We start from the raw sequence: 13,024 nt of genomic DNA, 5'->3' as shown, positions 1-13,024 counted from the left end.
GTGTAACCTATGGCACGATTAAATGTAAAGCCAACTCGTATGGAGTTGAGCAACCTAAAAGAACGTCTCAAAACAGCAACGCGTGGGCATAAATTGCTCAAAGACAAACGTGATGAGCTCATGCGTCGCTTCGTTGATTTGATCCGTGAAAATAATGTCCTTCGTAAAGAAGTTGAAGCTGCCTTGGTGACAAATATGCGAGACTTTGTCCTGGCTAAATCACTTGAAAACACCCTCATGGTAGAGGAGATGTTTGCAGTCCCAACCAAAGAAGTGCAACTATTTATCGAAACCGAAAACGTCATGAGTGTTAACGTTCCTAAGATGCACAGTCAAGTGGACAACCCTTATGGCGATGATGAGGGGGACGTGGTCTACAGTTATCTGGCTTCTAACAGCGAGATGGACGCAACCCTTCAGGCTATGGAAGGCTTGGTTGAAAAATTGCTGCGCTTGGCAGAGGTTGAAAAATCTTGTCAGCTGATGGCGGATGAAATTGAGAAAACGCGTCGCCGTGTAAACGGGCTGGAGTACTCAACCATTCCACAACTGGAAGAAACCATTCACTACATCGAACTCAAGCTTGAAGAAGCAGAGCGCGCTAACCTCGTGCGTATCATGAAGGTCAAATAAACAAGAATCCTATCTTAACTTATGTTGAGCTAGGATTTTTTTGTCTAGAATCACTCCGATAAACTCACTTAGACGTTTTGAAATTCAAAAATCTACTTTCTTATTCTCAAATATAGTCAAAATCAGACAAGGAAACGAGACGAAGGGGGGTAGGGCAGGCTGATAGTGACGATGTATCAAAGATAATTCAAAGAGCATTAAGCCTTCTTACTTATTCTTAGATACGCCTTTGTTAGCTAGACTCGACCATTTTGGAATTTTGTTGAGTATTAAAAGCTATAATGGATTTGGAAGGGTAGGACTAAAAATCAGAATTTTATTTTTCAAAAATATTACCACAAAACACATGAAAAAATGGCTAAGAAAGTGCCTAAGTAAATTTACAAAAGCGCTTACAAATGATATAATGAAATCACTTTCTAAGTATGAAAGTGACATGTAAAATATGTTTAGAGATGTGAGAAAAAGAGATGTCAAAGCATGAAATTGTAGTACCAGAAAATAATCTCCCAGCCTGGATTTATTTACATGAACAAAGCCTTTCTTCTTATATCGAGCCACATTGGCACTCTTCAGTAGAAATTAGTTATACAATGAGTGGTCATATTGCCAATTTTTTTATTGCAGGACAGTCATATGTAACCTCACCGGGCACTATTCTTGTTGTGAATTCAACAGAACTTCATAGCATTAGGACTTTTCATGAGCCAGATGTGCAGGCAAGAGCTCTTACTATTATTTTTCCCTATCATATTATTAAAATGTATAAGCCGACGATTAATCATTATAGGTTTAATTTGAACAATTTAAGCCTAGAGGATATTGCGAATAGTCAGGCTTATCAATGTTTGCAGGAAAAACTAGATATCGTTGCGTCTTTATATGATAGTAATAATTTTATCCGAAAAACAGTCTTACTCTTGGAAATTTTAGAAATTATGCTAGAACATTTCCTAGTAGAAAGAACCTTATCCATTACGGATAAGCATGATGGAAAGCAAAAAGAGCGTCTAAACGATATCAAGACCTACATTGAAGAAAATTATAAAGCCGATATTGATTTAGAAGATATTGCTAAGTTTTGTTATTTATCCAAAGAGCATCTAGCAAGATTTTTCAAAGAGCAAATGGATATTACGGTATTTCAATATCTTAACTATGTAAGAGCCAAGCATGCTAAACCACTTCTTCTGGAAGGGAAACTGACAGCAACACAGGTTGCTTTAGAGTGTGGATTTAGTGGTTTGAGGACCATGGATAGAGCCTTGATTAAAAACTATGGCTTAACTTCGCGTGATATTAGGAAAAAAGGTCAATCAGCGCCATAAAGATGCTAAGGTATTGATATCCTTTAGTAGAAAAAACTGATAGACTAATGATAAATAGTAGGAGAGGAATAGGAGTTAAATTATGACACAATTTTTGACCATTGATGTGGGTGGAACGAATATTAAATATGCATTGATGCAGGATGATGGTACTATTGGATTGACCAATAAAATACCAACACCCCCAAATTCTTTGGAAGAATTTTTAGAAAGTATCTTCACCATTATTGAAGCTGTTAAGACAGAAATTAAGGGTGTTGCATTTAGTGTTCCAGGAAAAGTAGATACGAAGACAGGGACTATTTATTTTGGTGGTGCTCTAACCTATTTGGATAAATTATGTCTGAAACAAATCATTGAAGAGAAATATGGTCTTGAAACCAGTGTTCAAAATGATGCTAAGGCGGCTGCAATGGCAGAGCTTTGGCTAGGAAGTCTTAAAGGTGTCAAAGATGCTGCTGTTATTGTTCTTGGAACAGGTGTCGGCGGAGGGATCATTCTTGACGGGAAACTACGATTGGGACCGCATTTCCAAGCTGGAGAATTGAGCTTGTCTGTCTTAGAATCTAGCAAACCTGAAGTAGAAAAAATGGTTGGTTTCATCGGCTCAGCAGTCAAGATGGTATCAGAAGTGAATAAGGCAGTTGGAAACGACGATTTAAAAGATGGAAAATTAGCTTTTGAAGCCATTTTGAATGGACAGGAAGCAGCTCTCAATATCTTCCAACACTATTGTAAACAAATTGCCTATCTCATTCTAAATCTGCAATCATTCTTTGATTTGACAACTTATGCGATTGGCGGTGGTATCAGTTCTCAACCTATTTTAGTTGAAGAAATCAATCGCCAGTTTAATGCTATGCTTGATGAATCTCCTTTGCTTCGAATGAATGTGCCTGATGTGGACATTATTCCAGCTAGCTATGGAAATGATGCGAATCTTTTTGGAGCCCTATACACACTATTAGAAAATCAAGAATAAGGAAAAAATAAGAATTCTAGAACAGAATTCTTGTTTTTTTGTTACTTAAGATATCGTCTAAAAAAGTTTAATTGTTCCTTGTTACATTTTATAGCTAATTCATCCTTAACATTGCAGTGAAAAACATGGTATCTTGGATTTTCCTCATTTCCATAAGAATGAAATTCATGGTAGATGTTTTTGGCTAGTAAATAGCCCTGCAGCCTTACAGAATTATCCCTTATAAAATCATGTGAACTTGTCATGATAAAGAGTGGTGGACAGTTTCTTGTAAGGTACTCTTCAGTACGTAGATGATTAGCAAAAATTTCTTGTTTTTCTTTAGGAAGATAAGCTTCCAAAGCACCGCTTATTGCTCCAGGTAGATAGAGAAAGGTTCCTGCACAGTTTATGGCAGCGGCTCTCAAGTGGATAGCAGGTTTTTCGTAGCCAAATAGGTGACGAAATTGATCATTGCTTAAAATAGCTATGTATTGCAGAGCCATCTGACCACCAGCACTATCTCCAACAATAAAAACATTTTCCAAATCAAGTTGATAAGTATCAGCATGTTCTACAAGCCAAAGGATGGCTAAATGAATATCATCTAATTCTTGAGGGAACTCTACAGAAGGTGCTAATTGATAACTGATATTGATAAAGGCAAAGTCGTCTTGTGCTAAATACATGCCATAATGTTGATAGGTTTCTTTGGTTCCATAAACGAATCCACCACCGTGAAAATTTATGATGAATGGTAATTTTCCAGACTTTCCTTTTGGTCGATAGATATCTAGTAAGTGCCATTCTTGATCAGGACCATATTTCAGATTATTTATTCTTTCTACTTTTGGAAGTTGTAGAGGTAAGTCCTTGTCTCTTTCCTCATCCGACTTGGCAAATAATTCTCTCATTTGTAGCGCAAGAGCTATGGTTTCTTTACTAGCAGGCATAAATATGTCTCCAATCTTTTAAGATGATAGAATTGAACAGTTCTTGTTTATCAGACTGGCTGGTTCAATTTACTCTATTATATGACCTATTATTGAAATAGATGGGTTTAATCTTGATTGAAAATAGGCGCTAATTGATATGTAATTAATCAATTAGCGCCTGTTTTTTAATTTAAAATGGACTATATGAGAGACAAAAAAGTCTTATAATTCAGATAAAGCTCTCAAGTAATCGAGACCTGAAAATATGATAAATTGTAAGTTCAGGTTAGAGTTAATAATGTATAAAAATGATACTTTGTATCTTATGAAAGGAGACAGAAATGTCAAATATCAATTCTACTAAGACATACAGACGTTATTTTGCTGTAGCTTCTGTTGGAGCAGCTTTGTTGCTTCAGGCTTGTTCTACGAAAGGAGAATCAGAAGTGACAAGTCAAAACGATATTCAGAAAATTTCACTAGGTGTTCAAGGTTATGAATTTGGTCCAGCAGTTAATAAGTTAATCATTGAATTGGATAATCCAGTTTCAAAAGTTGATATTGCAGGACTAAAAGTAGAGACAGCAAACACCGAAAGAGAGGTAAAAGAAGTCTATCTTTCTGATGAAAAAGGAAATCAAGGGACAGATAAAGAAAGTAAGTTTGTGACATTAGAACTTGATGTTACTTACTCACAAAAAACATTTTCTGGTATTGCCAGCCCATTCACCTTTAATTTTGAAACCTTTATGAATGAATGGTTAACAGAGTATCCAGTTAAGGTTTCAGACCTAACTGTTGGTGAAACAAAAGTATCCAAAGAAGAGGATGCTATAGGCAATAGAGTAATACCAGAAGCAGACAAATTTGCGGTACGAAAAGAGTTTAAGGGAACCTATCTTAATGCTATTAAGAATGAAGAAGAAGAACTGACTCTGAATTATGCAGCTTTTGAGCCAGACAATTTAAAAGATGGTGAAAAGAATCCACTTCTTATCTGGTTACATGGTCAAGGTGAGGGGGGGAAAGACATTACCATTTCATTGTTAGGAAATGAAGTAACTGCCCTAACTCGAGATGATATTCAAAGTCAATTCACTTCAGGCGATGAAGTCGGTGCTTATGTACTTGCTGTACAAACCCCTACTTATTGGATGGATGAAGGTGACGGTACCAATGGCTCAGGAGCAGGGGTATCACGCTATACTAAAATTTTGATGGACGCAATTGCTGATTACGTAGCATCAAATCCAAATGTCGATCCAAACCGGATTTACTTGTCAGGCTGTTCAAATGGTGGCTACATGACATTAAATATGGCCATTACTTACCCTGATTACTTTGCTGCACTTGTGCCAAATGCGCCAGCTTATTCATATTATAATTTTGAAAAAAATGAAGATGGCAGTTATAAGAAGGTTAAGGATGAAGAGACCGGTTATGAAATGCCTGTTCAACTAGAAACAAGATGGTTTGACCAAGAAAAGGTTGATAAAGTCAAAGATATTCCGATGTGGTTTATCCACTCGGCTGATGACACGACAGTTTCACCAGAAAACTATCCTCTACCAGTTTACAAGGCTTTAGTTGATGCTGGTGCCAAGAATACTTGGTTCTCATATTATGAATCAGTTTTAGGAACAGATGACGCATCTGCTCAATATATGGGACATTGGTCATGGATTTACTACTTTAACAATCAAGCTTCTGGTGTCCAAAACCCAACAGATATTGCTGGTAAAACAGATTTTTCAGGCTTTAAAGCAAATAATGCGAACTTAGGTGGAGAACAAAAAGCTAAAGTTGATGGTAAAGAGTACGATAATGTCTTTGCGTGGTTGAATGACCAAGTGAAATAATAATCAATTACCGCCATTTTTTTATCAATGCAAGTCATTCTTCAGAAAAATGAAAGCGCTATAATTGATTTAAATTAACACAAATTAACTATTATTCCTAAGGAGGATATGAATGAATAGCCATAAGTTCCCAGAAGACTTTCTTTGGGGTGGTGCAACAGCAGCTAACCAATATGAGGGAGGATACAGAGAAGGTGGAAAGGGTCTCAATACTAGTGATGTATTGACCAATGGGAGTCATACGGTAGCTAGAAGGATTACTTGGAGAAATCCTGACACTGGTGAGACGGGTTCAACTGGAATGGGATTTGGTGCTCAGATGGAAGTTCCAGAAGGTGCCGTTTTAGATGTTATTGCTGGAGAGTATTATCCATCACATGTAGCGACAGATTTTTATCATCATTACAAAGAGGATATCGCCCTCTTTGCTGAACAGGGTTTCAAATGTTTCCGACTTTCTATCAACTGGGCCCGTATTTTTCCAAATGGAGATGATGAAAGGCCAAATCAAGCTGGTATTGATTTCTATCATTCTGTTTTTGATGAATGTTTAAAATATGGTATCGAGCCACTTGTTACGATTTCTCATTATGAAACGCCACTTGGTCTAACCAATAAATATGGAGGCTGGTTGGACCGCAAAGTAGTTGACTTTTACCTCAATCTTTGTCGCGTTCTCTTTACAGAATACCGTGATAAGGTTAAATATTGGATGACTTTCAACGAAATCAATATTATGGGCATGGCTCCTTATATGGGTGGAGGACTTATCAAATCAGATGAACAGAGCAAGGCTCAGGCTGCTCATCATCAATTTGTTGCTAGTGCTAAAGCAGTACAGTTGGCGCGTGAACTTTCTCCGAATGCAAAAGTTGGTATGATGGTGGCTTACGGTGTTACTTATGGTGAAACCTGTAATCCAGCTGATCAACTAATGGTAATGGAGGGAAGTCACTGGGCACATTTCTATACGGATGTTCAATGTCGAGGGAAATATCCAAACTATAAACTAAAAGAGTATGAGCGTAATGGTATTGAAATTCAGATGGAAAAAGATGATTTGGAAATTCTAGCTGATGGAACTGTTGCTTTTATCGGATTCTCATATTATTCAACTCATGTAGCTAGTGCGGTTAAAGCTGCTGAACAAGGCGGTAACTTTATGGCTGGCGTTAAAAATCCGTATCTTGAAGCCAATGCTTGGGGCTGGCAAATTGACCCAACAGGTCTTCGTATTGCTCTTAATACTTTGTGGGAACGCTACGAATTACCACTTTGGATTGTAGAAAATGGCCTTGGTTTTGAGGATGTTTTAGAAGAAGACGGAAGTATTCACGATGACTACCGGATCGCCTATATGAAAGGACATATTGAATCAATGGCTGACGCTATTAACCTAGACGGTGTGAACTTGATTGGTTACACCCCTTGGGGTTGTATTGACTTAGTCAGTGCTGGAACGGGTGAGATGCGTAAGCGTTATGGAATGATTTATGTAGATCGTGACGATTCAGGACAAGGTAGCCTTGAACGTCGTCGAAAAGATAGTTTTTACTGGTATCAAAAAGTGATTCAGTCGAATGGAACTGAATTAGATTAAGAGGAGGACAGTTCATGTCATTTATGGATTCAATGCAATCTGGGCTAGAACGTTTCATGGGCCCATTTGCACAAAAACTAAGCGAAAGTAAAATTATTTCTGCTTTAACAGCAGGTATGATGTCATCTATGCCAATTACGCTTGGTGTAGCGGCCTTTGCTATCCTAGGAAATCTACCTTTTGAACCATGGCAAGCATTTCTTGCAAGTACTGGTATGGGACCACATATGTTGGACATCGTAGCAGGAACTTCAAGTTTGTTGGCAGCTTATATCGTACCAACTATTGCCTATCATTATGCTAAAAATGAAAAAGAAAATGGTTTAACAGCAGCAGTTCTAGCATTAGCATCTTTCATTGTTTTACAACCACAAAATATTATTGTTGGAGAAGCAAGTGTTGCAGGTCTGACTCAATCTAATATGGGGAGTAATGGAATCTTCGTTGGTATGATTACAGCTATTGCGGTTGCAGCAAGCTACTCTGCCCTAATGAAAAAGAACATTAAACTCAAATTACCATCATCAGTTCCACCAAACGTTTCTGAATCTTTAAGTCCAACCTTTGTGTCTATGATTCTTTTCCTTGGTGTATTTGTGGTTCGCTATGCAGCTGGTTTGACTTCTTATGGTAATATCTTTGATCTGGTTGCCAATGTGGTGTCTAAACCAGTTATGCTTTTTGGTGCTAACCCATGGTCATTAATTCTCTTCCACGCTTTCATGAACCTTTGCTGGTTCTTTGGTATTCACCCTGCTCCAATTCTTAGTGTTTACATTCCAGTTTTGATGTCAGCAGGAACTGCCAATACAGAGGCTTTCTTAGCAGGCACACCATCTTCTGAGTTACCATATCTTACTTTCTCGGTTCTCTATGGTTTCTGTTACATTGGAGGAACAGGTTCTACACTCTCCTTGGCTTTCTCAATGTTTACTGCTAAATCAGAACGTTACAAAGTCTTCAGAAATGTTGCAGTAGTCCCTAACATCTTTAATATTAATGAGCCTATGATTTTTGGGATGCCAATCATGCTTAACCCACTTTTCTTCATTCCGATGATTTTAGCAAGTCTTGTAGGTGGTTTGATGGGTATCTTTGCTCTAGATGTCTTAGGAGTTGGTTCAGCATTTAATCCGACTATTTCACTTCCTTGGGTAATGCCTCCATTTGTTGGCCCATTTATCACAGGAGGTTGGAAACTAGGATTAGCAATTATTGCCGTTATTTTTGTTCAAATGTTTATTTGGTATCCATTCTTCAAAATTGCAGATAACCAAGCATTGAAAGAAGAACAAGCAGCCCAAGCTTAAAAAGAAAAATAATAGATCAAAAGAAAGGAAAGTTTAGTTTGTCTAACTAAACTAGGACTAAATGCACTGCTTATTTTCAAGCGGATTACAAAGTCCTTGGTATCTTAATAATGAGAAAAGTACTCTTAGTTTGTTCAGCAGGTATGTCAACATCACTATTAATGAATAAAATGCGAGAATTTGCCGATAGCATTGGTTACGATATCTCAGTAGATGCTCATCCAGTATCAACGGTTGATGAAACTGGTAAAGACGCAGATGTCATTCTTCTTGGCCCACAAATTCGTTTCAATCTCAATAAAGTAAAAGGTATGTATCCCGATAAACCAGTTGAAGCTATGGATATTCAAGCATACGGCACTATGAATGGACAAAAAATTGTTGAACGTGTTAAAGAATTATTGGGGGACTAGGAATCAATGGAAGGTATCGAATTAGTTGCATTTCAAATCATTGCTTCTGTAGGTTCTGCACGCTCATCATATATCGAAGCAATTCAGGAAGCTAAAAATGGTAATTTCTCTGCAGCAGAAGACTTAATCAAAGCAGGAGATAAGGAATTTGCGGAAGGTCACCACGCTCACGCTTCACTTATTCAAAAGGAAGCCAATCAAGAAGAGGTAGATTTAAAGCTTCTCCTCATGCATGCTGAAGACCAGCTCATGAGTGCAGAAGGATTTAAATTTATTGCTCAAGAGTTCATAGATGTTTATGAAAGATTTGAAAGTCTTAAATAAAGATTTGCCTTAATCTAAAAGAGCTGTTTCAGAAAAAAATGTTTGGAACAGCTTTTTAGACTCTTAAAAAAGCTAGTCAGCAATTCGTACTTATGAGGATTAGATGGAAAGTCAATGAAAAGGTTGATGATTGTTATATAGACTAGTCATCTGGCTACTAAAGGTAGCCATTTTTTGATACAATGGATTTATCATAATTTAAGATGAGTTAAGGAGAATATATGAGTCATCGGATTTATAATATGACTTTTCCTGGAGTTTTTCAGGCTCTGATTGCAAAGGCAGAGCGTAAAGGTAAGACAAGGCAAGATGTGTTTGATTTAACCAGTTGGCTGACAGGTTACGATTTGGAAAGACTGGAAGACCTCTTTACATCGGACATAACTTATGGAGATTTCTTTCGACAGGCACCTCATTACACACCTTTTCGTGTTAATATTACAGGAAAAATCTGTGGCGTACAGATTGAAACCATCGAAGATCCCCTCATGCAGGAAATCCGTAGACTTGACCGCTTGGTAGACTGGTTGGCTAAGGGGAAATCTGTTACTGATATTATCGGGAAGTATCAAGTATGAAAAACTATGCCCAATACTACCAAGCAATAACTGTATCTCTTCGTAAGTCACTGCTTGCTCTTAAACTTTTGGAACTATTAAATGGCAGTGTGACCAAGTTAATGTATTTATTTTATCCCCTTTTATTGGCTTACCTAGCATGGAAGCTGCCTGAGCGACTGTTAATCTATATTCTTGTACCAGGAATTTCCTTTGTCCTAGTCAGCGGATTGCGGAAATTAATAAATCAAAAACGTCCTTACGAGAACTGGGACCTTGATCCCTTAATCAAAAAGGATACAAAGGGACAATCTATGCCGAGTCGACACGTCTTTTCAGCAACAATCATTTCCATGTGCTTTCTCAGTCTTAATCTATATTTAGGAATTCTTTTACTAATCTTTTCAGCTATACTAGCCCTTTGCCGTGTTCTAGGTGGCGTTCATTATCCCAAAGATGTCTTGGTTGGTATGCTGCTTGGTATTCTTGCTGGATTCTTAGTTTTTATTTTTTAATACAAAATTAACCCCCATCACAAGCACGATGGGGGTTACGTTTTATAGTACGAGAGTAATCTCGTTTTGATCTAGGAGGAGGTCTTCTGGTAGATAAGCTTCAGGTAGTTCTTGCCCATTTAGGATAAGCTTACTGAAACCTGATTCTTTATGATTTGGGTTTTCCACTGTGATATGAAGTTCTTTACCACGGAAGTTCTTATCCATTGTAAAGCTGTCCCAATCTTTTGGAATGGCTGGTGCTAGTTTGAGACCGTCAAGGTCTGGACGGAGTCCCAAGATACCTTCAACACATCCCACCATGACGGTTGATGCTGTTCCGGTTAACCAGTGAACATGAGAGTGACCGTGGTTAGGACTTGCTGGACCTTCAGTAAATTGTCCATAACAGTAGGGTTCCAATTGACGAATATCAGCTTGATCGTTCTGTGCAGCGGGAGCATTTTCCATAAAGTATGTGAAGGCACGCTCACCTTGTCCGCGAAGGGCCTCTGCCAGAATCAACCAGCCTTGAGATTGAGAGAAGATACCGGCATTTTCCTTATTTCCTTGGTTATAAATAACAGCAAGGGCACCATCGAAAGCATGTTTATGGTATGGAGGGTCCATGAGGATAGCACCGTAACTTGTATTGAGGCGGTTAAAGACATTGTCCATAGCTAGCTCAGCTTGTCTGTCGTCAGCAAGGCCGCTAATAACTGCCCAGCTTTGAGGGTTGAGCCACATATTTGCTTCAGGTGCGCAAGCTTCTCCGATACGCTCACCTGCTTCAGTGTAGCCACGTACGAATCGATCATCGTCCCAGCAAAGCTCCTGAATTTTTTCTCCCATTGACTCTTGTTCAGAATCAAGGAAAGTCAGGTATTCTGTATCTGCTTTTTGTTTAGCGAAGATTTTTAGAATACTTAGGGCGTAGTAGTATTGCAGAGCGACAAATGATGATTCACCTTGTGCTCCAAGACGGAGGCAGTCGTTCCAGTCAGCGTGAAGTCCAGCTGGCATACCATGTGGCCCAAGGTTATCCATTGAGAACTGAATAGCAGCTTTCAAGTGGTCGTAAACGGTAGCCTCTCCCTTGTTGGCATAAGGAATAACTTCATCAAGGAAAGCAGTGTTTCCAGTTTCAGAAATATATTTATAGACAGTTGGGAAAAGCCAGAGAGCATCGTCAGCACGATAGGCTGGGTGCCCAGTTTCTTGAACGTAGGATGCATCGTCTGGAGTGTCCTCATGACCAGGGTTGTGAGTGAATTTAACCAGTGGCAGTCCACCGCCGTTATCAACTTGTGCTGATAACATGAAACGAATCTTATCCACAGCCATTTCAGGAGCTAAGTGGATAATTCCTTGAATATCTTGAACAGTATCTCGGTAGCCGTAACCGTTACGTAGTCCACAGTAAATGAGAGAAGCAGCACGTGACCAGATAAAGGTCATGTAGCAGTTGTAAGCATTCCAAGTGTTGATCATAGTGTCAAAGACAGGACTTGGTGTTTTGACTTGCAAGCTCTCTAGGCGTCCGCCCCACTCTGCGCGGAGCTCGTCAACTTCGGCTTGGACGGTTGTTTTGGCATCTTTGTAACTGTCAACAATAGCTTGTGCTTCATTAGAATATTTTTCACCCAGTAGGAAGACAAGAGTCTTACTTTCATTAGGTGCAAGTGTTACTTTACTTGCAAGAGCACCACAAGGATTTTCGTTGTAGTTATTGGTGTCTCCAAGGTCACCTGAAGTGACTCCAAGAGGTTTATCGTAGCCATTGTAGCGCCCTAGAAAGGCCTTCTTATCGCCACAGAAAGAAGAAACGGGATTACCTGCTAGACCAAAGAAGCGTTCGGTAACATTTTTTTCATCAACTTGTTCATCTTCCTCAAGAGCGTTAAGATTCCCGTGAATTTGTTGAACGATACGGTTTTCTTGGAATGCTGTGCGCGAAATGAAAAGTGAGTATTGGAGGTTGACTTGGTCTTGCTCGTAGTTGCTGTGGTTAGTAAACTCAGCATAACCAGTTAATGTCAAATGACGTTCTTGGTCTGAAGTGTTTGTCACTTCAATGGCCCAAACTTCGTAGCTTTTACCTTTAGGAACATAATAAGTAGCTTCTGAATGAATGCCTGCGTAATCAGCTACCATTTTAGTGTAGCCAAGGCCGTGGTGACATTTACTGATGTAGTCTTTCAAGTCTTTTCCAACTGGTTGCCAAGAAGCAGACCAGAAGTCTTGATTATCATCGTCACGAAGGTAAATGTAGCGACCTGGTTGGTCAAAGTTGTTGAAGACATAACGGAGGATACGGCCATTAGCGCCAGATTTGGCAAAGCTGTAACCACCTGCGTTGTTTGAAATGATTGCTCCGTACTCTGGTGAACCTAGGTAGTTAACCCAAGGAGTTGGAGTATCAGGTCTGTCAATCACATATTCACGATTGACATCATCGAAATAACCGTATTTCATGAAAATCCCCTTTTTGTGTAATATTAAATCTAAAAATGCATTATCAAAATAAAAAATTGTTGCTAACTGAGTGTGCTTGAGGTAAGTTTACTTTTTGACATCACTTTCAGGCTGTTTTTAATTAAATAAGATACA

12 protein-coding genes are annotated in these 13,024 nt (G+C 38.7%); 10 read left to right on the top strand and 2 right to left on the bottom strand.

The window, feature by feature from the left end; translation table 11 throughout:
* The first annotated feature begins 9 nt into the window (after positions 1 to 9).
* From F601_RS0107015 to F601_RS0107005, 3 genes are all read left to right on the top strand, one after another.
* Positions 10 to 633 (top strand): V-type ATP synthase subunit D, encoded by a 624-nt coding sequence (locus tag F601_RS0107015; RefSeq protein ID WP_018164963.1) that lies wholly within the window; start codon positions 10 to 12, stop codon positions 631 to 633.
* A 470-nt stretch (positions 634 to 1,103) separates the two neighbouring features.
* Entirely contained in the window at positions 1,104 to 1,961 is an 858-nt protein-coding gene (locus tag F601_RS0107010) for an AraC family transcriptional regulator (RefSeq protein ID WP_018164962.1), read from the top strand.
* Positions 1,962 to 2,043: 82 nt separating this feature from the next.
* Positions 2,044 to 2,943: an ROK family protein gene (locus tag F601_RS0107005; RefSeq protein ID WP_018164961.1), complete on the top strand. Its 900-nt coding sequence runs from the start codon at positions 2,044 to 2,046 to the stop codon at positions 2,941 to 2,943.
* Positions 2,944 to 2,984: 41 nt separating this feature from the next.
* Here F601_RS0107005 and F601_RS0107000 read toward each other — a convergent pair whose 3' ends face one another.
* The gene (locus F601_RS0107000; protein ID WP_018164960.1) at positions 2,985 to 3,875 is read right to left on the bottom strand and encodes an alpha/beta hydrolase; all 891 of its coding nucleotides are present in this window, start codon (positions 3,873 to 3,875) and stop codon (positions 2,985 to 2,987) included.
* Between the two features lie 323 nt (positions 3,876 to 4,198).
* Between F601_RS0107000 and F601_RS0106995 the strand changes: the two genes are divergently transcribed.
* The 7 genes from F601_RS0106995 (at position 4,199) to F601_RS0106965 (ending at position 10,435) form a co-directional block, all read left to right on the top strand.
* A complete protein-coding gene (locus tag F601_RS0106995; RefSeq protein WP_018164959.1) occupies positions 4,199 to 5,716 on the top strand; it encodes a prolyl oligopeptidase family serine peptidase in 1,518 nt (505 codons plus the stop codon).
* A gap of 112 nt (positions 5,717 to 5,828) precedes the next feature.
* Complete coding sequence (locus F601_RS0106990; RefSeq protein ID WP_018164958.1) at positions 5,829 to 7,316, top strand: glycoside hydrolase family 1 protein; 1,488 nt, start codon at positions 5,829 to 5,831, stop codon at positions 7,314 to 7,316.
* A gap of 14 nt (positions 7,317 to 7,330) precedes the next feature.
* The gene (locus tag F601_RS0106985) at positions 7,331 to 8,626 is read left to right on the top strand and encodes a PTS sugar transporter subunit IIC (RefSeq protein ID WP_018164957.1); all 1,296 of its coding nucleotides are present in this window, start codon (positions 7,331 to 7,333) and stop codon (positions 8,624 to 8,626) included.
* Between the two features lie 110 nt (positions 8,627 to 8,736).
* Positions 8,737 to 9,039: a PTS sugar transporter subunit IIB gene (locus F601_RS0106980; RefSeq protein ID WP_026183144.1), complete on the top strand. Its 303-nt coding sequence runs from the start codon at positions 8,737 to 8,739 to the stop codon at positions 9,037 to 9,039.
* A gap of 6 nt (positions 9,040 to 9,045) precedes the next feature.
* Complete coding sequence (locus F601_RS0106975) at positions 9,046 to 9,363, top strand: PTS sugar transporter subunit IIA (protein ID WP_018164955.1); 318 nt, start codon at positions 9,046 to 9,048, stop codon at positions 9,361 to 9,363.
* A 221-nt stretch (positions 9,364 to 9,584) separates the two neighbouring features.
* Positions 9,585 to 9,941 (top strand): DUF2200 domain-containing protein, encoded by a 357-nt coding sequence (locus F601_RS0106970; RefSeq protein WP_018164954.1) that lies wholly within the window; start codon positions 9,585 to 9,587, stop codon positions 9,939 to 9,941.
* Positions 9,938 to 10,435, top strand: a complete 498-nt coding sequence (locus tag F601_RS0106965) for a phosphatase PAP2 family protein (protein WP_018164953.1) — start codon at positions 9,938 to 9,940, stop codon at positions 10,433 to 10,435. The genes F601_RS0106970 and F601_RS0106965 overlap by 4 nt, the downstream gene beginning before the upstream one ends.
* Before the next feature lie 42 nt (positions 10,436 to 10,477).
* Here F601_RS0106965 and F601_RS0106960 read toward each other — a convergent pair whose 3' ends face one another.
* On the bottom strand, positions 10,478 to 12,889 hold the full coding sequence (locus tag F601_RS0106960; protein ID WP_018164952.1) for a glycoside hydrolase family 94 protein: 2,412 nt from the start codon (positions 12,887 to 12,889) through the stop codon (positions 10,478 to 10,480).
* Positions 12,890 to 13,024: the final 135 nt, after the last annotated feature.

The organism is Streptococcus henryi DSM 19005, from assembly GCF_000376985.1.
GTDB lineage: Bacteria > Bacillota > Bacilli > Lactobacillales > Streptococcaceae > Streptococcus > Streptococcus henryi.
The sequence above is the reverse complement of the archived record's forward strand: the minus strand, read 5'-3'. Positions and strand labels throughout refer to the sequence as shown.

Bases quoted from the DNA above. Each gene is read 5' to 3' on its own strand.
- F601_RS0106990 (WP_018164958.1), top strand. From the start codon at position 5,829: ATGAATAGCCATAAGTTCCCAGAAGACTTTCTTTGGGGTGGTGCAACA.
- F601_RS0106960 (WP_018164952.1), bottom strand. From the start codon at position 12,889: ATGAAATACGGTTATTTCGATGATGTCAATCGTGAATATGTGATTGAC.
- F601_RS0107010 (WP_018164962.1), top strand. From the start codon at position 1,104: ATGTCAAAGCATGAAATTGTAGTACCAGAAAATAATCTCCCAGCCTGG.
- F601_RS0107015 (WP_018164963.1), top strand. From the start codon at position 10: ATGGCACGATTAAATGTAAAGCCAACTCGTATGGAGTTGAGCAACCTA.
- F601_RS0107000 (WP_018164960.1), bottom strand. From the start codon at position 3,875: ATGCCTGCTAGTAAAGAAACCATAGCTCTTGCGCTACAAATGAGAGAA.
- F601_RS0107005 (WP_018164961.1), top strand. From the start codon at position 2,044: ATGACACAATTTTTGACCATTGATGTGGGTGGAACGAATATTAAATAT.
- F601_RS0106965 (WP_018164953.1), top strand. From the start codon at position 9,938: ATGAAAAACTATGCCCAATACTACCAAGCAATAACTGTATCTCTTCGT.
- F601_RS0106995 (WP_018164959.1), top strand. From the start codon at position 4,199: ATGTCAAATATCAATTCTACTAAGACATACAGACGTTATTTTGCTGTA.
- F601_RS0106970 (WP_018164954.1), top strand. From the start codon at position 9,585: ATGAGTCATCGGATTTATAATATGACTTTTCCTGGAGTTTTTCAGGCT.
- F601_RS0106980 (WP_026183144.1), top strand. From the start codon at position 8,737: ATGAGAAAAGTACTCTTAGTTTGTTCAGCAGGTATGTCAACATCACTA.
- F601_RS0106985 (WP_018164957.1), top strand. From the start codon at position 7,331: ATGTCATTTATGGATTCAATGCAATCTGGGCTAGAACGTTTCATGGGC.
- F601_RS0106975 (WP_018164955.1), top strand. From the start codon at position 9,046: ATGGAAGGTATCGAATTAGTTGCATTTCAAATCATTGCTTCTGTAGGT.